Origin of the sequence: Mesorhizobium sp. M0195, from assembly GCF_040322115.1 — a bacterium.
GTDB lineage: Bacteria > Pseudomonadota > Alphaproteobacteria > Rhizobiales > Rhizobiaceae > Mesorhizobium.
The window spans coordinates 37722-58635 of record NZ_JAMYSV010000023.1; the positions used below are offsets into that span (position 1 = coordinate 37722).

The window sequence follows — 20914 nt, forward strand, 5'->3', positions numbered from 1 at the left end:
CTAAATCGTCACCTGCGTTCCGATCTCGACGACGCGTCCGGTCGGGATCTGGAAATACTCGGTCGCATCGGCCGCCGTGCGCGCCAGCCCGATGAACAGCTTGTCCTGCCAGACCGGCATGCCGGAATTGGGCGATGCCTTGAGCGAGCGCCGCGACAGGAAGAAGGATGTCGTCATGATGTCGAACTTCCAGCCCTGCTTGCGGCAGATCGCCAGCGCACGCGGGATATTGGGCTGCTCCATATAGCCGAAGGTCAGCGTCACCCGCATGAACAGCTCGTTGACGGTCTCCATCTTGACGCGCTCGCTGTCGGGCACGACAGGCTGCGGCGCCGTCACCACCGAAAGGATGACGTTCTGCTCGTGCAGCACCTTGTAGTGTTTGAGGCTGTGCATCAGCGCCGTCGGCGCGCTCAGCGGATCGCTGGTCAGGAACACCGCGGTGCCAGACACCAGATGCGGCTTCTTCTTCAGCAGATTGCCGGCAAGGAAATCGAGCGGGATCTCGTTCCGGCGCGTCTTGTCGAACAAATAGCGGCTGCCGCGGATCCAGGTCCACATCGCCAGCACGATGGTGAAGGCCACCGCCAGCGAAGCCCAGCCACCTTCGAACACTTTGACGATGTTCGAGGCAAAGAAACCAATGTCGATGAACGCGAATACCACTGTCAGGGAGATGGCCAGCCAGAGCTGCCATTTCCAGATGCGGGTCATGATCACGTACAGCAGCACCGTCGTCACCAGCATATTGCCGGTCACCGAAATGCCGTAGGCTGAGGCAAGCTTGCTGGATTCGCCAAAGCCGACCACCAGCAGCATCACCACCAGCGCCAGCAGCATGTTGACGCGCGGCATGTAGATCTGGCCCGACTGCCGTTCCGACGTATGGAGGATTTCCAGGCGCGGCAGCATGTTGAGCTGCACCGCTTGCCTGGTCAGCGAGAAAGCGCCGGAGATCACCGCCTGGCTGGCGATGACGGTCGCAGCGGTGGCGAGAACGACCATCGGAATAAGCGTCCAGCCTTCGTTCATCTCGAAGAAGGGATGACCGACCACTCCGTTTTTCGCCAGCACGAATGCGCCCTGCCCGGCATAGTTCAGCAGCAGGCAAGGGAACACGATGGCCAGCCAGGCGAGCACGATGGGCTTACGGCCGAAGTGGCCGAGATCGGCATAAAGCGCCTCGGCGCCGGTGACGGCGAGGAAGATGGCGCCGATCGTCACGAAGGCGACGTCGGGTGAATTGATCAGGAACGCGACGATGTAATGCGGGCTGACTGCCAGCAGGATTTCCGGATCGGCGATGATGTGGTTGAGACCGGAAAGGCCGATGGCCAGGAACCAGACTGCCGTGATCGGGCCGAAGATCAGGGCGACGCCGCCGGTTCCAAACCGCTGTGCCGAAAACAGAATCGCCAGGATGACCAGCGTCAGCGGCACCACATAGGGCTGGAACGTCGGCGTGACGACGTTCATGCCTTCGACCGCCGACAGCACCGAGATCGCCGGCGTGATGACGGCGTCACCAAAAAACAGCGAGGCACCGACGATGCCGATGCCGAGGATCACCGCCGAGCGGGTCGGGAAACTGTTGCGCGCCAGCGCCATCAGCGACAGCACACCGCCCTCGCCGCGATTGTCGGCCCTGAGCACGAACATGATGTATTTGATGGTGACGATGATCGTCAGCGACCAGATGATCAGCGACAACACGCCGAGGATGTCGCCACGGTTGGCGACTTCGCCCCCCGACGATGCCACCAATGCCTCGCGGAAAGCATAGATCGGGCTGGTGCCAATATCGCCGTAAACCACGCCGAGTGCGCCCAGCATCAGCACCTTGGTGCTGTGCTGCTCGACCTCAGAATGGCTCGATTGTTCGACGGGTTCTGCCTCGTTACCAGCATTGGTAAGGGCCATGGACGACACTCCGATAAGCGCGCGGTGCTCTACGCTTGCTGCACTGCAATATCAAGTGCCGTCACGTAATGGCTCCGTATGCGGACCGCATTTGTTGCCCCACCGGCGGATTGTCTCATACGAAACCACGATCCCGCTCCAGCGCCATTTCCTCGACCAGACACAGGCTCAAGGGGAACCTGAAGGAGAGCCAGACCGCATGGGCGATGATCTGCGGCAGGAAACGATGGCGCTGCTTGTAGCTGACGGTCGCGATGTTCAGGCCATCGGTCTATGCCGAAAGTTAAGTTGATAACGCCTTAGCATCTCTTTCTCCTGTGTGTGTCTGCCAGACGAGCGGGCGGGCACGGAAGTGGTCGCGCTCTGGCTGCCAGACATACTCGTCGAACCTGATGAAAACCTGACTTGTACACCCAGCCCAAACCGGTGCGAGGGGTCGGTCTAATACCAAAGGCTCTGAGGGCTGACTCTCTAGGGTTCCCGCCTCGATTGATCCCAAGCAGTTCGAAATGCTCGCCGCATGAGCGCCGCGTGACGATCAACCTGCCCGACCTCAGCTGGAGTTTGCGACGGAACCGGGAAATATGCCGGACCAAGCTGACTTGGTGACACACGAACGCATTATTGTCTTCCGGTCTGGCGGCAACAGTATCAGCAGGACGGCAAAGCTGACCGGCTGCAGCGAAGCGCAGGTGAAGCGCGTCTGGGCTCGACATCAGAAGGAAAGCGGGAAGCAGGAAATGTTGTCGCAAAAGTTGAGTTCTGCGACGGTGCAAAAGTCAGTTGCAAATCGTCGCGACAGAGGCTCGGCAGCTCCCCGAAGTAGCCATTTCAGATTGCTTGCAGGTGCGGATAAAGTCCTTTATGCATGGGCACATGATCAAGTCCGCGCTCATCGCTGCAATCTATTATGCGACGCTTCCATAAGGAGCGGCGCGTTTCGATCATGCCTTGAAACAAGCCGCCGTCAGGCGGCTTTGTTCATTGAGAGGACCCCCTGGCGGCAATACCAGGAGGATTCCCTATATGGCACTTCCCGATTTATCAACCGGTCATTCCGAACCATGTTCGGCGGCTTTGAAGACGCTCATTGAGCGCGGCTATGTAAATCAAGGGACCGACCTGCCGGGTGTCGATGCCGCCTTTGAAGCAGGCATCGTACCCGCTTACGGTGGTTTCGATGCGACGGCTGACAGTCTTCATGTCGGCCATCTTCTTCTGATCATGGCGCTTCGTCATCTTCAGCAGACTGGCCATAAACCCATCGTTCTCATTGGGGGTGGGACCACCCGCATCGGCGATCCCAGCTTCCGTTCGGAGGCGCGGCCGATGCTGACGGACGAGCGGATCGCCGCCAACATTGAAGGGATCAGAAAGGTCTTTGACCGTCTCCTTGTCTTCGGAGACGGCCCGACGGATGCCGTGATGGTGAACAATGCCGACTGGCTGGACAGCATTCGTTGGATCGACATGCTGAGAGACGTCGGCAGGCATTTCTCCGTCAATCGGATGCTCTCTTTCGACAGTGTGAAGTCGCGGCTGGAAAAGCAGGAGAACCTGAGCTTCTTAGAATTCAACTACATGATCCTCCAAGCGTTCGACTTCGTTGAGCTATCCCGCCGGACCGGTTGCCGTCTGCAGATGGGTGGAGCCGACCAGTGGGGGAACATCATCAATGGCATCGACTTGACACGGCGGACGGATGGAAAGGAAGTCTTCGGAGTGACTACGCCGCTTCTGACGACTTCTTCAGGTGTCAAGATGGGTAAGACGGCTGCCGGAGCTGTGTGGCTCAACGAAGATCGCCTTTCGCCATACGATTACTGGCAATTCTGGCGTAACACGGAAGACGCTGATGTCGTTCGGTTCCTGAAGCTTTTCACCGATCTGCCGATGGACGAGATCGAGCGATTTGGACAGGCTGAAGGAACCGAGCTAAACGCCGTCAAAGAACGTCTGGCCAACGAAGCTACCGCCCTGGCACATGGAACTAACGCCGCCAAACAGGCGGAGGCCACGGCTAGCCAAGCATTTGGGCAGGGCGAAGCCGCAGAGGGGCTACCGACGCTTCATCTAAATGACGCCGAGGGCTTGGCCGGAGTAGCCCTTGTGGATTTGCTGGTACGCGCCGGATTGACCTCCTCCAAAGGGGAAGCGCGAAGGGCGATCTCGGGACGAGGTGTGCGGATCAACGGCAACGTCGTCGAGGTTGATACAATGATATCGTCCCAAGACCTCCCGATCCGGCTTTCGCTCGGCCGGAAGCGCCACACTGTTGTAAAGTAGGGTTTCAGCAAATGCTGTCGCAGAAATACTGCCCGCTTAGCGGATATTGCAGACATTCGCGTCGAGTTCCCTGAGGACTGTCGAGAGACATTCCTCAGGGGGTAGTTAGAGCCGGGCAAAGGCAGCAAACTGGCCGGGTGGGTGATTGGCTACTATATTGCGTGATGCATTAACATGTAGGAGGTCGAGCAGCATTGTCACGCATCCATGCGGCAATGGGCGGGCCGTTTCCTTTGATGTGATCGGCATTGACGGCGACCGCACACAAGGTGTCCACCTATTTTGGTGACGCCTCATGCATCAGAGCACTCAACAGTAAAAGGTGCGGGGAAATTCGCGCTTACTAATTAACTGCCAAGCGACACACGTTTCGCGCGCGGATCTGCAGATCATCTTGCGGCGCGCGGCATTGATGCTCAGAAACGTCGCCGGCGTGCCGCTGGAACCGGCCACCGAGGACGCTCTCAACGCCATTGCTGCCGAAATGGAAATCGGCCGGGCGGACCTCATTCAGATCGTGCTGCGGGAATGGTTGGAAACGAACGCCTATCTGCCCGTGCGCGAAATCGATGAGGAGAATGAAACGGACGGGAGCGCGTAAATGCAAACTTCCGCGATCACGCTATGCACGGCGAAGCTGCGACTCATCTATCGCTAAGGCGCGGCGGACCTGATGGCCTATCGTATTCGTCGATGGCCATGGTTCGAGCGATAGGAACGCGGAACGCCTCCGTGGCGCCCCGAATGTCGTCATCATATACGGCTTGTACGCGTCCCCAACTGCCGCAGCTTTCATCGGCTGCGCAGTTCGCCATCCGGACTTGAGACAGTGCCGGCTCTGCTTCGGTGCAACGTCCGCGATGGCGGCTCGATTCCTGGGCGAAGACTCCATTTTCGGGCGGCAATTCCAGCACCGACCTTGACCGAGTCATGCCGCATATCTGTTGGATGTCGCATCGTCGTAGCCCCGCTAAGCCGACCAGGCCTCCCGACCGCCGGATCGATAATGATGATCGCCTCTGGAGAATTGTTCTTGTTGTCGAGCGCGATGGTCTCCACCGTCTTGCCGTGCTCTATTTCCGCTCAGTCATGAGCAACGCCAGCCAGCCTGTCGACACTTTCGACGAGGTCCCGTGCCTTATCTGCATCGTGTGAAGGCTTTGTGGGTTCGCTCGGGCCGCGCCATCCCCAGCCTATCTTCCTTCACGCCCAACAGCGAAGCATCCAATGCTAATTCGTGAAGCGTCGAGAAAACAAAATTTGACTGGCAATCAAGTTTCTGTGGCGCGACCTTTCGTGGATGCGACAGCCAAACAGCCTGACTTCCCCACTGGGAATGCTTGCTGCCTCGACCTCTCTCCGGCCGGCCGAACGCCCTTTGCGGTGCCGGCCGACACGTTCCGTGCCGGTGCCGGAGCCGAGGAGAGCCCGAGGCCTTCACCATCATCAATCCGCTATATGGGCCATGCGCTCAACAACGCGCTGCAGGACACAGGACGTGCCGTCCCACAGGGATTATTGAATCCCGTTAGGATTTAAACGCCAAATCCAATCGCAGCCATCCGCTGAACGCAGCTATCGCCGTCGACGCGAACATCGAACAGAACCGACCCTGCGGTTTTTTCCGCAGCGTCAGCCACACGATCGCAGAACGGTCGATTGAGGTAACAGGCACAGCAATAATCGTGTTGGGGAACAACGGAGAACTTAGATGCGCGTCGGTAAACGGGGACACCGCCCTTTTGGTGGCGGAATTGGCTGCGTGGAATGCGTCTCCGCTGAGTGAGTGCGCATTTCGCAAAAACGGGACAGTCGTTCCGCTAAATCGCGGACATATACTCGCCACTGAATTCGCAATCTGCCGGTTCGACTGGCAGGAAGAATGTGACTCGCGAAATCGTCCAAGAATAATTCCGAGACTCCTCATTTGGTCGCCATGAGATCGCGCTCCAGTTCCGCAATGCGCACGCACTTGCCGAGCGTCGTCCTGACGCAACGCCTTGATCCATCCTCGCCCGCGCATAAGTCTTCCTGCCAACACCCAACCGAAAAGGCATACGGATTCCTAATTTCCGGCAAGCCGAAACGCTTGTGGAAAAGAAGCGCGGCGCTCGGGAGGACGAATGAAGCGATATTACAAGGTCGTTCGTCCTATTGGCCATCTTGGGCTGTGATGTTATGGGCAATCTGTTCGAGGAGCGCTCCAACGGCTTGGGCATGCCGCGGACAAGCGAAGTAGCGCCCGCCAAGAGCGCAGTTGCGATGTAGGCATCGGGAGGGCGATTGGTGCGTGGATAGTCAGCCCTGGCCTATTGTCGATTGTGCCAGCCGGCGCGCATTTTGCAGCCATGGTGGCGCAGCATGTTGAATTGGCGTTGTTTGAGCAGTCACTCGGCAATATCGAAGGCCTGCATCGGCCGTTCTGTGATCGTGTGGCTGACGCTGCGGAGAAAACCGCAGGATCGGTTCTTTTCGATGTTCGTGTCGACGGCGATATTTGCGTTCAGCGGATGGCCGCGATTGGATATGGCGTCACCGGCACAGCAATAATCGTGATGGACAAGTACGGACAACTTAGATGCGCATCGGTAAACGGGGACACCGCCCTTTTGGTGGCAGAATTGGCTGCCTGGGATGCGTCTCCGCTGCGTGAGCAAGCGAGGGTTGACCACCGCGGAACGGCCATCATCCTGCTAGCCAAACTTCGGAGCTCTGGTCACTTCGCCCGGTTCTAGCCGGCTGAGCGCCGCTTCCTACCTTGCGGGCTAAGCAGATGGCGCGGCGGCGATGAGGCACCAGCGCGCGAATCCCCGCCAGCAGCAGCCGCTCCGCAGTGAGACCCAGCTTCGTTCCCGTCATCAAACTGCTCACGTTGAACGCCGGCGCGACTGGCTCCGGGCGGAGATCGATCCGAACTACCTTGGGGTCGTCTTCGGCCTTGCGACCGGGCTGCTGCTCGCAGAAGCAGCGTCAGTCTTCGGTGCGCGAGTAGTCGGGCTTCAAGACGGTCAAGCGCTATCGGCGTCTGCCACCGAAGACGTCCGGCGTCGTGCGTGTACGGCGGAGGCTGAAATCTCAGGGATGGAAGGACCCAGCAGCCAATGCAGGCGGTGTCCCATCAGATTCCATAGGACATGAATTGTCATCGACGTGCTTTCATGATTGCTGGGGTCGATGTCACGTCGTCGCTTGCTACCCGAAAAGAATTTCCCGGGCTACGCATACCTGCCTGGCAAACATCCGCATCCGGTTCGCGACCCGCTGGGTCACAGTTACCAAAGCGACCCGGTGACCGTTGTTGCCGTCGAGGAATCACTCAGCTCAAACGGGTTCCGATGGGGTATCGACCTGTTCAATCACGGTTATTACTGGGAAGCCCATGAGGCTTGGGAGCCTCTTTGGCACGCTGCGAAACAAGGCACTCAGCATCGCCTTTTGTTCAAGGGATTGATCCTGTTGGCGGCGGCCGGGGTGAAAATCCGCGAGGGAAAGCGGGTCGCTGCCGCGCGCCATGCGGCGAGAGCTGCAGCGCTTTTTCGTCGGGTGGCGCCTCTGCCGAGCCGGCCCTTTGAGGCCGCACTCGGAATGACACCTGCCAAGCTCGCGGTACACGCCGAAACGGCCACAACTTTCCCAGCTGTTTTGCGAGAGCCGATGCCTGGCCAGCCTGAGCCCGTTTTCGATTTCATTCTCGCCCCTAAATCCGAGTGCGTCTGATAGGCAAGTGCACTGCCGGCCCGTGTCATGGACAGTTCGACAAGGGCAGCTTCAATCCTGGTGCGGTTGACCTACGGCACAGCCCGGCGCTGGCGGAGCACCCATGGCAGGCGCCGCTTCCATCGTTCACCTCTCGGCAAAGCAACATCTTTCTGCCGCCGCTTTTTCTGGCGGGTCCGTCTGTCTTCAGTCGGTGGGTTCGATGCCTTCGGAACCGGCGCTTTCTCAACCGTCGGCTGCTTAGGAAGCGATCCGTCGGGCATGATCACCTCCTTGCCGTCGGGTACCGCTTCACCAACGGCGGCCATGGGCCGAGAACGGATATCTTCACAAGGAAAAATCGGCACTTCAGCGATCGCACCTTCAGTCTTCGCTTCCGCGATATCGTTCGCGATGGCGGCCAGGTCGATGCCGCCCCAGATTGACTGTGGCCGCTTCATGAGCCCACGCTTCTGTTTGATCTCGACGACAAAAGGTCGCTGCTGCTTCATAGTGCTCTCGGCGGATTTGGGAGCGTGCGAAATGTCGTCTAGGCCGATCGCACGCTTTCGTCCACCCGCCCACGCATTTTCCAACGGTTTTCGAAGACCGTGAAATCGTCCATGCCACGACTGAAGCGGCTCACCGCCGGAGCCTAGGTGTTTAGGCCCAGGCTCCCGATCTGTTGTCTTGCCGTCAGCATGACCGCCATAAGTAGGCCCATCGCGAAGCCGCAAAATGTTCAAGATGCAATGAAGATGGCCGCCACTTTTCCATGCTCGCATGTTCCCGAGTAAATCGGACCCGTCCAACGCATTTTTGCAATCGGCCACCTGCGACTGATTATGCTGCTGATGGTCCGCATGCGGATGTCTGGGTGGCCGGGCACAGATTGCACTCGCAAGCGCTCGGCAATCCCAAAGCTGCACTTGCTGCACATGCATCGGCTTTCCTCCACCGATCAACCCTTAGTGTGGGTTGCGAAGTCGCAAGAGGTGGCGCTGACCAGGCTTGTTCCGCAGCCCTCGTTGTCGTTGATCCAGACGCTGGGTGGTGCGGAGGAATCGCAGCAGCGATCACCCACAGAACGGGTCAGCTTTGCTGCGCTCGATTTTGTCGATGATCAGATCGGCCCCCTTCTTCGCGAGAGTGGGCGCTCTAATCAGCCTAGAACGGCCTGATCCTGGTCAATCTCACGCGCGCCAACTGCCTCGCCGGATTGTAGAGCCTCTTGCGGGTGTTTTCTACAACAACCACTAGGGTCATCAGATCAAGCAGGAAGTCGTCGATCGCTTGGGCGGTTGTCCTGACTCACCTTTGAACTGATCCAGCAAAACGCTCGCCTGATCGATCGCATCCGCGCTGGCCGGAGTGATTAACGCTTCGATCCTCTTGACGATGGCGATCGTACGAGGTGCCGGCCCCCGACTCCTCGTTGCAAGGTTCACCACGTGGTGCGTGAGTTTCGTCTGCCTTTGCGACTGCCGCTTGATCGCCGCCAGTCCACTGGCTGCACGATGCGCTTACCACGGCGTGTCGCTCCGGGCCTTGCGGTCTTTCGCATTTGCTGCGTTATACTATGAACCGGCCCGGCATGATCGCCGAACCAGAACGTTTGCGAACTTTACAAGGAATACGCATATGGCGACTGGAACCGTGAAGTGGTTCAACAGCACCAAGGGGTTTGGATTTATCCAGCCCGACAATGGTGGTCAGGACGTTTTCGTCCACATTTCCGCTGTCGAACGCGCGGGCCTCTCGACCCTCGCTGACGGCCAGAAGATCAACTATGAGATCGAACAGGACCGCCGCACTGGCAAGTCCTCTGCTGGCAGCCTCAGCAAAGCTGGCTGATTTTTCTCCTGCCCCCCGGCAAGAGCCGGAAGTACGCGGCAAGTCCGGATGTACTGACGGCCGCTCGACAAGAGCGGGCGAGAATAGGGCTCGGCGCAGCAGATTGCTGCAAGCGGACGCGCTTCTTGTGAGACAAGAATGTTTGCAGTTGAAGGCGGCTGTCCCCGCCTTCTCGTATTCCGCGCAGATGCCGACGGCAGCTGCGCGCTCCAGAACGAACCTCGAACGCTGAAATCAAGCTGCGACCTTCTTGCGGGTCCGGTTCGTCGGCGCCGGCGTTTCCGGCTCTTTCGGTTTGCGGCCGAGTCCCATCGTCTTGGCCAATGCCGAGCGCGCGGCAGCATAATTCGGCGCGACCATAGGATAATCTGCCGGCAGGCCCCATTTGGCGCGATATTCATCCGGCGTCAGGCCATGGTGGATCGACAAATGGCGCTTTAGCGATTTGAATTTCTTCCCGTCCTCAAGGGAGATGATGTAGTCCGGTGTCACCGACTTCCTGATTGGGACAGCAGGCATAAGCGCAACCGGCTTTTGTGCGGTGACGCCTGCGGCCGTGCCTTTCAGCGCCGCGTGCACTTGGCCGATCAGGGCAGGGAGATCCCCCACCGGGACCGGGTTGTTGGAGATATAGGCTGAGACGACATCGGCGGTGAGCTCGATGAGGGTGTCAATGTTTTTTGCGGCTTCTTCTGTCATGAAAATTCTCCGGGCAGCTTGAAACACAGTCGGCGAAATGTTGCTTCATAGTGGCGGTTGTCGCTGAAAGCAAATACAGCCCGGCAGGACTATCGCGATGCTCGTCGGCACCGAGGACCATAGCGCTGCATCCGCCGTCGTGCGCGTGTTGATCTGCGCGCTGTCGGCCGGGCAAAACGAAGCGCCAAAGATGCTTTGCGTAGGCTTCGGTTCTCGACTTTCGATTTGACCTGCGCCCCGGCCAGCGCGCCCTCGGCGGGCGCTACGAACTCGAATACGGTGGTTGAACCGATGCTGACCATCGCGGTAATTCAAGCACAAGGTTGCCTGTTAATCCTGTGGTCACAAACGACCTTGATGGCCAACAATGCGAAACCCGATGTGCGCGCCGCACGGTCTTGAGCTTTTTGCAATTCATCCCTAACTTGGGTCGAACCGCTCAGAAGATGCGCATATCGCCTCGAGCGGGCGCTTGCGGGTCATGATCTCGATGTTGTCTTAGCTACGAGGTTTCCCATCCGCTTGGTTAGGCTGTCGAAAAGAAACAATCGCTCTTCGATCACTTACTTCCGGAGCCCGATATCATGATGAAATATCCAGACGTTAAACCAGGTCTTAAAGAAGAAGTGCCCTGGTCTGACAGCCTGACCAGCTACGACCGTCAGCACTTCACGACCTACCTGAGGCTCCTGGATGCAGGTGCCGACGAGGCAAGCTATGAGGAGATGGCGCAGGTCATCCTCGGCATCGATCCGGTGCAAGAGCCGGAGCGGGCCCGGAAAACTGTGCGAAGCCATCTCGATCGGGCGAACTGGATGGTGACGACCGGTTACAAGGAATTGTTCGTCGGATGAGGGCGAACAGGCGGCGACACGCTCCGCTTGTCAGATGTGGTTACGGCGTCCGCGACAAGAGGGGTCTGACGGTCGGGGCTGCAGGAATTAGGTTCAAATTGAAAGACCTCAGTTCTTGCTCCATCATGACGATCGACAGATGGCCGGCGACCGGTGCGAGCACCAGACCCGCCACGCTGGACGACAGCAACACGAGGTCAACCACGCCCGACCGGACGAAGGCGAATGCGACACACTGCTCCTGATCGATCCGGATCACTTCTCCTAATCAACGACAAAACACGGATATTCCAAAGGTGACCAGGCTTTGGTTCGAATTGCAAAGGCGATCGTGTATCTAACACGCCCAGGAGACTCGACCGGCCGTCTTGGCGGACAAGAGTTTGGGGTCTTGTTACGCGACGTGCGCATAGAGCAGGCAGGTACAATTGCGGAAAACATACGCCGTCTTGTCGAGGCGAGTCCCATGGCGAAAGGGTAACAGGACGGCGTGAAAGTGACTGTCAGCATTGGAGGCGCGGAAATCTCTCCAATGCAGATGCTCAGGACGTCCTTCGCACTGCCGGACGGTGCCTTTTTGAAGCGAAACAACATGGACGAAATCGTGTTTCGTTCGACTATGAAGCCGCCATGTTGCGGGTCGTGACGCCTAACCTACCCTTGGCCCAGCCCTGACGCTGGCAGAGTATCGCGTGAATGGGACCTGCCTTCCAACCGATCGCGGATGCACCAACAACCCGGCCACGCTCCACGTGTCACAGCCTGCGGCCCATTTTTCAGGTAACCGGCAATTCGTTGGAGTCCGTTCCCCTAAGTGACGCAAAAAGGCCCGCCCCATTGTCTGGAGCAGGCCCTTTGACTTGCGCGGTACTCAGAACCTTGCCGCTTCGCGAAAGATAATATCGAATGGTAAACATCGACTGAACGTCCGTGCCGCTTCGGTGGCCTTGGGTTAGGTGCGGCCCTTGTCCTGTTGCTTGGCGAGATCGGGGCGGCTGATGCCGGCTCAGTGCGACGCGGACTTCGTGCAAATCCCAACAATGCTGCCCCCGCATCGATCACCGCAAGCAGATTGGCCAACTAAATGTCATCCACTGCAGCGCAAATTGGTTGCTCGCCGGCCGACAAATGCTGGGAGGCACTGCATGCGCGCGCTCGCGCGGACCTGTGGTGAAAGAATTGGCGCCCGGCCGCGATTGGTCAAAGTTGGGCCTGCGGACCGAGTGTCACCGCTTGCGATCGTAACATTGATGCGATCCGAATTTACTCTTTGGCTCGCGCCCAAGCTGGACGCTCAAGGATGCCGCGTCTTCGCCGATATCCTGACGCTTCAGCCCGGCGATCGGTGGCGCAGGGAAACCTCACGAACGCGAGCCGGATCGCGAGCCAGATCGATGAGCTTTCCACCCCTGCATGGTACCGGAGTAGGAAGATGGGGATCGTCCACAGATGGCCGCCGATGAACTGGTAGGCTTGGGTCATCTCACCTTCGATCAAACCGGTGTCGTGACACCCATTCCGAGAACAGGCGAGCCGCGCGTCGGTCCATATGCCGCGAAGGACAGACGAGCCAACATCCCGAAACTTGCGCATCTGAACAGGAGGCCGGTGGTCAATCAGTACCGGGCAGGATGTGCAGATTGACAGGCATTAGGGAAGCCCAGGTTCTCAGTCCACAACGCTGCACAATCGTTAGGCCGGGGTGACGAGCGCGACAACCGCGGCGGGGTTAGCCAGCTCACAGTTCAAGTCGATGGCTCAACCGTTGCATGGGGAGAGCTCTTGCTTCTCATTCGCTCCAAATGCGGACGCGGCGCACGAGCTCGGAAGTTGAGATCCCGTAGCGATCGTGAAGCGTCGGCAGCGCGCCAGCGTCGAGGAACTCGTCGGGCAGGGCGATCTGCCGAAAGACTGGGGCCACTCCCTCCCGCATCAGCAGCGCGGCGACACCTTCGCCCAGCCCACCGATGATGGTGTGGTTCTCCGCCGCCACCACCAGCCGTCCCGAACGGCGCGCGGCAGCGAGTATCGCCTCCGTATCCAGAGGTTTGATCGTCGGAACATGCAGAACGGCGCAGCCGATCCTGTCGGCTTCAAGCGCCTTCGCCGCCTCCAGCGCGCGCATGGTCATCAGGCCGCTTGAAATGAACAGCACATCCTCACCCTCGCGCAGCATTCGCGCCTTGCCGATTTCAAATGTATAGTCGTCTTCGTCGAGCACGACAGGAACCTTACCGCGCGAAAGCCGCATGTAGACCGGCCCGTTGTAGTCCGCGATCGCCTCCGTGGCCTGTTCGATGTCGAGCGCGTCGCAAGGGTCGATGATCGTCAGGTTCGGCATCCCGCGGAAGATCGCGATGTCCTCCGTCGCCTGGTGGCTGGGGCCGTAGCCGGTCGTCAGCCCCGGTAAGGCGCAGACGATCTTCACATTGAGTTTCTCCTCGGCGATCGCCATGCAGATGAAATCGTAGGCACGTCGCGATGCGAAGACGGCGTAGGTGGTGGCGAAGGGCGTAAAACCCTCCCGCGCCAGGCCGGCGGCGGCGCTCATCAGCACCTGCTCCGCCATGCCCATCTGATAGAAGCGGTCCGGATGCTCCTGTGCGAAGACATGGAGATCGGTGTATTTCGCGAGGTCCGCCGTCAGGCCAACTATCCCGGGCCGCTGGTGCGCCAGTCTGGCCAGTGTGTGCCCGAACGGCGCATTGCGTGTCGGTACGCCATCGGGCGCGATCGACGCGATCATCGCCGATGTGGTCTTGCGCTCACCGGCATTGGCGGCGTGGCGCGGCGCGAACTTTGACAACCTCAACGCGGACGTCCCTTTTCCAAAGCTTCGAGCGCTAACGTCCATTCGTGCGGTTCGACGCGGATGAAATGCGTGATGTCGCGGGTTTCCAGGAATGGCACACCCTTGGCCATGCGCGTATCGCAAACGATCACACGCGGACGAGGTTCCTTCAGGCCGCGCGCCATGTCGAAGGCCTTGCGGACCGCCTCGATGTCGTTGCCGTCGACGCGCTGCGCATGCCAGCCGAACGCCTCGAACTTGTCGGTCACCGGTTCGGAGGAGAGCATGGCCGTCGACGGACCATCGGCCTGCTGATTGTTGAAGTCGACAATGGCAATGAGATTGTCGAGCTTGTGGTGGGCGGCCGACATCGCGGCTTCCCAGGTCGAGCCCTCACCGAGCTCGCCGTCGGACAAAAGATTGTAGACGAAACTGTCGCTTCGCTTGCGCGTCAGCCCCATGCACATGCCAACGGCAATGCCAAGGCCGTGACCGAGCGAGCCGCCGGTGATCTCCATGCCGGGCGTGTATGGCGCCATGCCGGACATCGGCATACGGCTTTCATCGCTGCCATAGGTTTCGAGCTCTTCCTCCGGCAGCACGCCCGCTTCGATCAGAGCCGCGTAGAGCGCGATCGCATAGTGTCCGATCGACAGCAGGAAGCGGTCGCGTCCCTCCCACAACGTGTCCTCCGGCCGGTAACGAAGCGCATGGAAATAGGCGACGGCAAGCACGTCGGCGACACCCAGCGCCTGTCCGACATAACCTTGGCCCTGGACTTGACCCATCCGCACGGCGTGTCGGCGGATACGATAGGCTCGTTCGGCCAGGCTGACATTGCTGCCAGCGCGAGGCATCTCAAGCTCCGTTGTCCACTCAGCCATGGATTAGCATCCCACCGTTGACATCGATCACGGCGCCGGTGATGTAGCTGGCCAGATCGGAAGCCAGGAAGAGATAGGCGCCGGCTACGTCGCGCGCCTCGCCCAGCCGGCTGAGCGGGATTCCCTTGATGATGTCGGCGCGCATGGCGTTGGTCAGTTTGCCGCCGGTGATGTCGGTCTGGATCAGGCCCGGTGTGATGCAGTTGACGCGGATGCCTTCGGGACCGAATTCGCGCGCCATGGCCTTGGCAAGCCCCAGAACACCCGCCTTGGCAGCCGAATAGTGCGGGCCACCGAAGATGCCGCCGCCGCGCTGGGCCGAAACTGACGACATGCAGATGATCGAGCCGCCGCCATTTTCGCGCATGTTCGGGATGAATGCCTGGCTGAGATAGAGCACGCCGCGTAGGTTGACATCGAGGATGCGGTCCCAGTCAGCCGGGCCGATATCCAGTGTCTTTGCGGGCTGCGTGATCCCGGCAATGTTGCACAGCACGTCGACCTTGCCGAAGGCTTCGGCCACTTCGGCAGCAGCCCTCTTGCACGCATCGAGGTCGGCGACGTTACAGGCGAGGCCAATGTGCTCGGGCCCAAGCGACTCGGCGGCGTCACGGGCCTGTTGCTCATCGAGGTCAAGAATAGCAATGCGCGCGCCTTGCTCCGCCATCAGCGTTGCCGTGGAGCGGCCTATCCCCCGAGGGCTCGCGGCCCCTGAAATCACCACGGCCTTGCCCTTCAGCAACATGTCAAAGTCTCCTGCTATTTCAACTGGCGGGTAATCTAGAGCCGGTAGTAGCTGGCGGCGTTGTCGTGGAACAACGCGAGCCGCTCCTGGTGCGTGTAGCCTCGCGTGATCTCCTTGAAGGCGTTCACGATGGCGTCGAAGCTCGAGAACAGCTTGTCGACCGGAAAGTTCGTCGCGAACATGCAGCGGCCGACGCCGAAGGCCGCGATAGCCTCTTCGACATTGGGACGGATCGACGCGACGGTCCATTTCCAGTCGCCCATGCCGAGGCCCGAGATCTTGCAGGCGACGTTCGGCGCTTGCGCCAACTGGTGCATGCCCTTTTTCCAGGCGCCAAAATGCTCGGGGCCGTCGACCTGCATGCCGGTGTGGTTGAGAATGATCTGGACGTCGGGAAAGTCGCGCGCGAGCTCGAGGAACTCGCCCATTTGTGGGTAGTAGAGCTGCAGGTCGAAACTCAGCCGTCGCTTCGCCAGTTCCCGGAAGCCACGCCGCCATTCGGGTGTCCGGCTGACCTCCGGCCGCGCCTGATAGGTCTTGGCGGCGTCGGGATGGTAGTTCATCGACTGCCGAATGCCGCGGAAGTTCGGATATTCCATGTGGCCGTCGAGGAGCTCGCCAACATCGGGTTTGGACAGGTCGGCATAGCCGACGATGCCGTGGGGAAAACCCCGCTTGTCGGCGATCTCCTGCAGCCAGCGCGTCTCCCCAACCGGATCGCTGGGATCGAACCCCACATCCAGGTGCACCGATTTTATGAGGTTCTGGTTTTGGGCGTCCTCAAGATAGTCATCGAGAAGGTAACTTTTTCGGATCGCCTCGTAGTCACCGAAAGCCGACGGCTTAACCCCGTCGGTCAGCCACGGATAGTAATTGGTTTCCAGGTCCCAAAGATGATGGTGCGGATCGATGAACGGCAGCTCGGCCACGGTCGGGATTCCTTGCTCGAGGTCTGGACCCGCCGGCCTGGCCAGCGGGTCCATTGGGTGGCGGTCAGTTGCTCGGGGGAAAGACGCGGGCGATGACCTTCTTGGCCTCGGGACTGTCAACCTTGTCGGCCGTAACAAGAGGCATGACCAAGGCCAGGTCCTGGGTTACCGGCGCGCCCGTCAGTGCGTTGTAGACCTGTTGGGTTCCGTCGATGCCTTGGCCCACCGCCTCCTGGAAAAAGATGCCCTGGATCGCTCCCTTCTTGAGCAGCGCAATCGTGGTTGGCGAGCCGTCGGCGACGGTAATGCCAATCTTGCCGGTCAGGCCGCGGGTCTCGACCACCTTGGCAGCACCAGTGCCGGCTTCGTCATACATGCCGTAAATGGCCTTGATGTCGGGATTGGCCGTCAAGAGGTCATTTGCCTGGGTGACGGCTTCGCTGATCGTCAGGCCGCGCGTCTCCAGCATCTGGACGAGGTCACAGCCTGCGGTCGCGAACGCCTCCTTGGCGCCCTTGAGGTACTTCTGCGCATTCTCACGATCCTGCGGCAAGGACAGCATGCCGACCTTGTTGCCGCCACGCTCCTTGGCGAGCTCGCAGGTGAACTTCCCCTGCGCCTTGCCGGTCTCATAGTTGTTCGCGGTGACCGAGGACGTATAGTTCGTAAGGCCGGGCTGCGGCCCGATGCCTGCAAAGGCGATCGGCACTTTCTGCTTCGCCAGATAGTCGAGCAGCGGCGGTGTCGAGGTCGAGCTGACAGGGCCGATCACAATGGCCGAGACGCCTTTGGTGACGGCTGTCCGGGCATTGTCCATCTGCTTGGCGGGGGAGTTTTCCGAGGTGTACTCGACATAATCCATGCCGAGCTCGTTGGCCTTCGCCTTCACGCCGTACCCGACCCATTGCCAGTAGGAGATGTCCAGCGACGGGGCGATGTAGGCGACGGTCTTCTTGTCCTGCGCGTATGATGCGCTGGACAAGGCGGCCGCCGCCAACGCTGCAAGTAGTATGGTCTTCAACTTCATCTTGGTTCCTCCCGTTGATGATCTAGAGTCGGTTCTTGTTGCTGATGCGGTCGATCAGAACCGCGAGCAGGATCGCGGCGCCGGTGACTGAGCCTTGCCAGAAGCTGTTCACGCCGATGAGGTTCACGCCGTTCTGGATGCAGGTGATCATCAGCGCGCCAAGCACAGCGCCGATCGCGCTGCCCGTCCCGCCAAAGAGGCTGGCCCCGCCGATGACGACGGCGGCTATCGCCTGCAGCATCAGGCTCGCCCCTGCCGTGGCTTCGGCGTTAAGGATATAGCTGACGGTCAGCAGCCCGGCGAAAGAGGCAAGCAGCCCTGAAGCGACATAGGCCGCGAACTTGATGCGCAGAACCGGAATGCCGAGCAGCCGGGCGGCAATTGCCGATGAGCCGACGGCGTAGAACCAGCGTCCAAGGACGACCTTGCGCAAGGCGTATTCCAGCAGAACCATCAGGATGATGCAGAATAGAAGATGGTTGGGCATGCCGGCAACGATCTCGCCGGAATTCAGGAGCCAGAAACCCGGGGCGCCGATCGGCATCGAACGCCCATTGGTGACGATGAAGGCAAGGCTGCCCGCCACCGCGTAGGTGATGAGCGTGACGACGAAAGGCGCGAGCCCGACGACCGTGACCAGAAGACCATTGATCGAGCCGAACACAAGGCCGACCGCCAGGCCGGCAGCACTCGCGGTCAGTCCATCAGCACCACTGGCCATCGCCAGCGCGTTCACCATTCCGGTCAGGGAAAAGACTGAACCGACCGAAAGATCGATGCCGCCGGTGACCACGACCAGCAAAACACCGAGCGACATGATGATGAGGGGCGCGGCGGCCTGGATGATGTTTTGCACATTGCCCATGCTGAGTGCGGCGGGCACGAACATGCCGACGGCCAGCAGCAGGACGACGATTGCCGAGGCAATAGCGGCTTCCGTGCGGTAGGACAAAAGAACTGCGGGGACGCGCGACGTGGTGGTCCGGCCTTTGTTGGTGGTCTTGGTGCCGCTGGTTGCGTCGGTCATGCCGCCATCCCCGTCAGTTCGGCGAGCCCGCCTTCGGTGTAGTGCTCTTCAGGCAGAAAGCCCTTTGGCCGCCCATCGGTGTCAAAGGCGAAAATGGCATCGCAAAGCTCGAGCAGTTCGACGTTCTCGGTCGACCACCAGATGATGATCGCGCCAGCGTCGGCCATCTCCCGGATCAAACCGTAAATGTCATGCTTGGTGCCGATGTCGACGCCACGCGTCGGCTCTTCCAGCACCACCATCCGGAGCGGCAGCCCAAGCCACCGTGCGACGAGAAGCTTCTGCTGGTTGCCGTCGGACAGCGAGGTCGGCAGGTCCCAGATCGAGCTGGCTTTCAACTTCAGCGCTGAAACGAGATCGTGACATTCCTGCCGCTCGGCTGCGGCCACGATCCGCCGTCTTTCGCGAACCCTGCGTGCTGCAAGCACGTTATCGACGATGGGCAGCTGCGAAAGGATCCCCTTGGTTGCGCGGTCGCCCGAAACAAAGCCGATACCGGCCCGCGCCGCTGCCGCTGGAGACGAGAAGCGGTCCGCAAAACCCTCGCCGGAAAGGCGCCAGCCAGCCCCGGGTCCGGCGCCCACCAGGGGAGCAATGAGGCCGGTCGGGCCTGCGGGCGCGCCGGCCAGTCCCAGGATGGTGCCGGACGAAATCGCTATCCCGACGTCGCCGGGGCCGAGGAGTTCGACTGGTATGCCCTGTCGGAGGTGTTTTTGCGGGTTGCGGTGCCTTGCCGGACGCTGCGCGTGTTGGCCCATCTGCTGGACGATTTCGGCGTCGCTGAGCGATGCAAGCGGCGTGGCATTCGCGATCGTGACGCCATCGCGCAAGATCGTGCAGACATCGCAGAGCGCGCGGATTTCCCGCATACGGTGAGAAACAAAGACGATGCCGATGCCTTCCTCGTGCACCAACCGCTTCAGCACCGAGAAGAGTTTGGCAGTCTCGCCGGCAGTGAGATTGGCCGTGGGCTCGTCGAGAAGCAGCACTTCGGCTCCGGTGGAAAGGGCACGAGCGATCTCGACGATCTGGCCTTCGTGGAGGGACAATTTGCGTGCCGGCAGCTCGATGATCTCTTCGCCGATCGCTGGGTCAATCAGCCGGAGCGCTCCGAGCGCGGTTTCGCGCATGCGGCGACGGCTGATCTGCGACCAGCCCGACCTCGCATGCACAATGCCGATATTTTCCGCGACCGACAGCTCGGGCAATAGCGCCAGCTCCTGATGCACCACCGCGATGATCGGGCTGGTGTGGCCGGCCTTCGACGAGGCGAAGCTAATATCGCCGGCATCGCGTGAGATCAGCCCGGTGATGATGCGGATCAGGGTGCTTTTGCCGGCGCCGTTGCCGCCCAGGAGCGCGTGGATTTCGCCAGGCCGGACCTGAAAACTCACGCCCCGAAGGACCCGTGTTGCGCCGTAGTTCTTCTTGACGTTGGAAGCCTCGATCAGGGGCTTCCTGGTCGAAGCCTGTCCAACTGCCGGCACATTGCCGGCACTACCCAAGCTTTGGGGTGAACCCGGTTCCATCCTGCATCTCCTCCCGAGACCACAGGATGATGCGACCGATTGACATTAGGCTCAATTCTCGTTTCTTAATATTCTGTGTAGCTGAGCTTAACTGACGAGGACGATGTCAGACATCAAGTTCAATTCGATGACGCATTTCGAGGCGGTCGCGCGGCTCGGCGGCGTGGCAAAGGCCGCGCAGGAATTGCAGGTGACACCTTCGGCGGTTAGCCAGCAGCTGCGGCTGCTCGAACACCAACTCGGGGTCCGGCTTTTTCAGCGCGAAAAGCGCCATCTCTCGCTCACGATCGACGGTGAGCGGCTCTTCCAGACCACCACCCAGGCTTTCGAATCCATACGCGAGGTGCGTAATGCCATTGTGCGGCAGCGCGAAAGCTTCCAGCTTAGCCTGCGCGTCAGTCCTTCCTTCGGCGAGAAATGGCTGGCGCCGCGGTTGGCCGAGTTCAGCAAGGGCTATCCGAGCTGGAATTTGCGCGTCGACGCCACGCCCAATTTCTCGGATTTCGAAACGGAGGTCATCGATCTCGATCTTCGTTATGGCGACGGCGGCTGGGCCGGCCTTTATTCTGATTGCGTCGTCAACGATCTGTAAGCGCTGTTCTCAGGCCACGGCCTTGAGCTCGAGCTTGTCGATGTAGGCCCAGGGCAGGAGATCGTCGATCTGGCTGTTAGG

The 20914-nt window shown here is 60.1% G+C and carries 20 protein-coding genes and 2 pseudogenes; 11 read left to right on the plus strand and 11 right to left on the minus strand.

Annotated elements, in window-relative coordinates; translation table 11 throughout:
- Together NKJ12_RS27765 and NKJ12_RS27770 are read right to left on the minus strand one after the other, a co-directional pair.
- On the minus strand, positions 1-1920 hold the full coding sequence (locus NKJ12_RS27765; RefSeq protein ID WP_352706461.1) for a potassium transporter Kup: 1920 nt from the start codon (positions 1918-1920) through the stop codon (positions 1-3).
- Between the two features lie 84 nt (positions 1921-2004).
- Positions 2005-2147, minus strand: a pseudogene (locus NKJ12_RS27770) (IS6 family transposase); the annotation flags it as partial.
- A gap of 799 nt (positions 2148-2946) precedes the next feature.
- Here NKJ12_RS27770 and tyrS point away from each other — a divergent pair.
- The 4 genes from tyrS (at position 2947) to NKJ12_RS27790 (ending at position 7923) form a co-directional block, all read left to right on the plus strand.
- Positions 2947-4206, plus strand: coding sequence for a tyrosine--tRNA ligase (gene tyrS, locus NKJ12_RS27775; RefSeq protein ID WP_352706464.1), 1260 nt, complete (start codon positions 2947-2949; stop codon positions 4204-4206).
- A gap of 322 nt (positions 4207-4528) precedes the next feature.
- Positions 4529-4807 carry a hypothetical protein gene (locus tag NKJ12_RS27780; RefSeq protein WP_352451797.1) on the plus strand — a complete coding sequence of 93 codons (279 nt, stop codon included), beginning with the start codon at positions 4529-4531 and terminating at the stop codon, positions 4805-4807.
- A gap of 1747 nt (positions 4808-6554) precedes the next feature.
- Entirely contained in the window at positions 6555-6941 is a 387-nt protein-coding gene (locus NKJ12_RS27785) for a hypothetical protein (RefSeq protein ID WP_352451796.1), read from the plus strand.
- Between the two features lie 439 nt (positions 6942-7380).
- Complete coding sequence (locus tag NKJ12_RS27790) at positions 7381-7923, plus strand: DUF309 domain-containing protein (RefSeq protein WP_352706466.1); 543 nt, start codon at positions 7381-7383, stop codon at positions 7921-7923.
- A 71-nt stretch (positions 7924-7994) separates the two neighbouring features.
- Here NKJ12_RS27790 and NKJ12_RS27795 read toward each other — a convergent pair whose 3' ends face one another.
- Positions 7995-8414 (minus strand): hypothetical protein, encoded by a 420-nt coding sequence (locus NKJ12_RS27795; protein ID WP_352517673.1) that lies wholly within the window; start codon positions 8412-8414, stop codon positions 7995-7997.
- Positions 8415-8747: 333 nt separating this feature from the next.
- Here NKJ12_RS27795 and NKJ12_RS27800 point away from each other — a divergent pair, with 333 nt between their 5' ends.
- Positions 8748-9083 carry a hypothetical protein gene (locus NKJ12_RS27800; RefSeq protein WP_352706468.1) on the plus strand — a complete coding sequence of 112 codons (336 nt, stop codon included), beginning with the start codon at positions 8748-8750 and terminating at the stop codon, positions 9081-9083.
- A 460-nt stretch (positions 9084-9543) separates the two neighbouring features.
- Positions 9544-9756, plus strand: coding sequence for a cold-shock protein (locus tag NKJ12_RS27805; RefSeq protein ID WP_023749661.1), 213 nt, complete (start codon positions 9544-9546; stop codon positions 9754-9756).
- Between the two features lie 234 nt (positions 9757-9990).
- On the opposite strand, the gene NKJ12_RS27810 is transcribed toward NKJ12_RS27805, so the two are convergent.
- A complete protein-coding gene (locus NKJ12_RS27810) occupies positions 9991-10455 on the minus strand; it encodes a Ros/MucR family transcriptional regulator (protein ID WP_352706470.1) in 465 nt (154 codons plus the stop codon).
- 97 nt (positions 10456-10552) lie between these two features.
- On the opposite strand from NKJ12_RS27810, the gene NKJ12_RS27815 reads away from it, so the two are divergent.
- The 4 genes and pseudogenes from NKJ12_RS27815 to NKJ12_RS27830 all read left to right on the plus strand — a co-directional run bounded on the left by NKJ12_RS27815 (position 10553) and on the right by NKJ12_RS27830 (position 12953).
- Positions 10553-10684, plus strand: a complete 132-nt coding sequence (locus NKJ12_RS27815; protein WP_352706472.1) for a hypothetical protein — start codon at positions 10553-10555, stop codon at positions 10682-10684.
- Positions 10685-11042: 358 nt separating this feature from the next.
- A complete protein-coding gene (locus NKJ12_RS27820; protein WP_352706493.1) occupies positions 11043-11309 on the plus strand; it encodes a DNA -binding domain-containing protein in 267 nt (88 codons plus the stop codon).
- 289 nt (positions 11310-11598) lie between these two features.
- A pseudogene (locus NKJ12_RS27825) lies at positions 11599-11790 on the plus strand (diguanylate cyclase domain-containing protein); the annotation flags it as partial.
- Positions 11791-12758: 968 nt separating this feature from the next.
- Positions 12759-12953: a hypothetical protein gene (locus tag NKJ12_RS27830; protein ID WP_352706473.1), complete on the plus strand. Its 195-nt coding sequence runs from the start codon at positions 12759-12761 to the stop codon at positions 12951-12953.
- Positions 12954-13098: 145 nt separating this feature from the next.
- Here the strand turns inward: NKJ12_RS27830 and NKJ12_RS27835 are convergent, their stop codons facing one another.
- The 7 genes from NKJ12_RS27835 to NKJ12_RS27865 form a co-directional block, all read right to left on the minus strand.
- On the minus strand, positions 13099-14121 hold the full coding sequence (locus NKJ12_RS27835) for a transketolase family protein (RefSeq protein ID WP_502905741.1): 1023 nt from the start codon (positions 14119-14121) through the stop codon (positions 13099-13101).
- Positions 14118-14957: a transketolase gene (locus NKJ12_RS27840; RefSeq protein ID WP_352453734.1), complete on the minus strand. Its 840-nt coding sequence runs from the start codon at positions 14955-14957 to the stop codon at positions 14118-14120. Before NKJ12_RS27840 ends, NKJ12_RS27835 begins: the two co-directional genes overlap by 4 nt.
- A 19-nt stretch (positions 14958-14976) precedes the next feature.
- The gene (locus tag NKJ12_RS27845; RefSeq protein ID WP_352706476.1) at positions 14977-15729 is read right to left on the minus strand and encodes an SDR family NAD(P)-dependent oxidoreductase; all 753 of its coding nucleotides are present in this window, start codon (positions 15727-15729) and stop codon (positions 14977-14979) included.
- 35 nt (positions 15730-15764) lie between these two features.
- Complete coding sequence (locus NKJ12_RS27850) at positions 15765-16658, minus strand: amidohydrolase family protein (RefSeq protein WP_352706478.1); 894 nt, start codon at positions 16656-16658, stop codon at positions 15765-15767.
- A gap of 64 nt (positions 16659-16722) precedes the next feature.
- Positions 16723-17685: a substrate-binding domain-containing protein gene (locus NKJ12_RS27855; RefSeq protein WP_352706480.1), complete on the minus strand. Its 963-nt coding sequence runs from the start codon at positions 17683-17685 to the stop codon at positions 16723-16725.
- 22 nt (positions 17686-17707) lie between these two features.
- Positions 17708-18712 (minus strand): ABC transporter permease, encoded by a 1005-nt coding sequence (locus tag NKJ12_RS27860; protein ID WP_352706483.1) that lies wholly within the window; start codon positions 18710-18712, stop codon positions 17708-17710.
- Positions 18709-20241: an ATP-binding cassette domain-containing protein gene (locus NKJ12_RS27865; RefSeq protein WP_352706485.1), complete on the minus strand. Its 1533-nt coding sequence runs from the start codon at positions 20239-20241 to the stop codon at positions 18709-18711. The genes NKJ12_RS27860 and NKJ12_RS27865 overlap by 4 nt, the downstream gene beginning before the upstream one ends.
- 103 nt (positions 20242-20344) lie before the next feature.
- Here NKJ12_RS27865 and NKJ12_RS27870 point away from each other — a divergent pair, with 103 nt between their 5' ends.
- Positions 20345-20833 carry a LysR family transcriptional regulator gene (locus NKJ12_RS27870; RefSeq protein ID WP_352706487.1) on the plus strand — a complete coding sequence of 163 codons (489 nt, stop codon included), beginning with the start codon at positions 20345-20347 and terminating at the stop codon, positions 20831-20833.
- The last annotated feature ends 81 nt before the right edge of the window (positions 20834-20914 follow it).

Coding starts and splice junctions, on each gene's coding strand:
- NKJ12_RS27855 (WP_352706480.1), bottom strand. CDS start 17,685: ATGAAGTTGAAGACCATACTACTTGCAGCGTTGGCGGCGGCCGCCTTG.
- NKJ12_RS27785 (WP_352451796.1), top strand. CDS start 6,555: ATGGTGGCGCAGCATGTTGAATTGGCGTTGTTTGAGCAGTCACTCGGC.
- NKJ12_RS27790 (WP_352706466.1), top strand. CDS start 7,381: ATGTCACGTCGTCGCTTGCTACCCGAAAAGAATTTCCCGGGCTACGCA.
- NKJ12_RS27870 (WP_352706487.1), top strand. CDS start 20,345: ATGTCAGACATCAAGTTCAATTCGATGACGCATTTCGAGGCGGTCGCG.
- NKJ12_RS27865 (WP_352706485.1), bottom strand. CDS start 20,241: ATGGAACCGGGTTCACCCCAAAGCTTGGGTAGTGCCGGCAATGTGCCG.
- NKJ12_RS27765 (WP_352706461.1), bottom strand. CDS start 1,920: ATGGCCCTTACCAATGCTGGTAACGAGGCAGAACCCGTCGAACAATCG.
- NKJ12_RS27820 (WP_352706493.1), top strand. CDS start 11,043: ATGAAATATCCAGACGTTAAACCAGGTCTTAAAGAAGAAGTGCCCTGG.
- NKJ12_RS27800 (WP_352706468.1), top strand. CDS start 8,748: ATGCTGCTGATGGTCCGCATGCGGATGTCTGGGTGGCCGGGCACAGAT.
- NKJ12_RS27845 (WP_352706476.1), bottom strand. CDS start 15,729: ATGTTGCTGAAGGGCAAGGCCGTGGTGATTTCAGGGGCCGCGAGCCCT.
- NKJ12_RS27860 (WP_352706483.1), bottom strand. CDS start 18,712: ATGACCGACGCAACCAGCGGCACCAAGACCACCAACAAAGGCCGGACC.
- tyrS (WP_352706464.1), top strand. CDS start 2,947: ATGGCACTTCCCGATTTATCAACCGGTCATTCCGAACCATGTTCGGCG.
- NKJ12_RS27810 (WP_352706470.1), bottom strand. CDS start 10,455: ATGACAGAAGAAGCCGCAAAAAACATTGACACCCTCATCGAGCTCACC.
- NKJ12_RS27830 (WP_352706473.1), top strand. CDS start 12,759: ATGGCCGCCGATGAACTGGTAGGCTTGGGTCATCTCACCTTCGATCAA.
- NKJ12_RS27805 (WP_023749661.1), top strand. CDS start 9,544: ATGGCGACTGGAACCGTGAAGTGGTTCAACAGCACCAAGGGGTTTGGA.
- NKJ12_RS27795 (WP_352517673.1), bottom strand. CDS start 8,414: ATGAAGCAGCAGCGACCTTTTGTCGTCGAGATCAAACAGAAGCGTGGG.
- NKJ12_RS27815 (WP_352706472.1), top strand. CDS start 10,553: ATGCTCGTCGGCACCGAGGACCATAGCGCTGCATCCGCCGTCGTGCGC.
- NKJ12_RS27840 (WP_352453734.1), bottom strand. CDS start 14,957: ATGCCTCGCGCTGGCAGCAATGTCAGCCTGGCCGAACGAGCCTATCGT.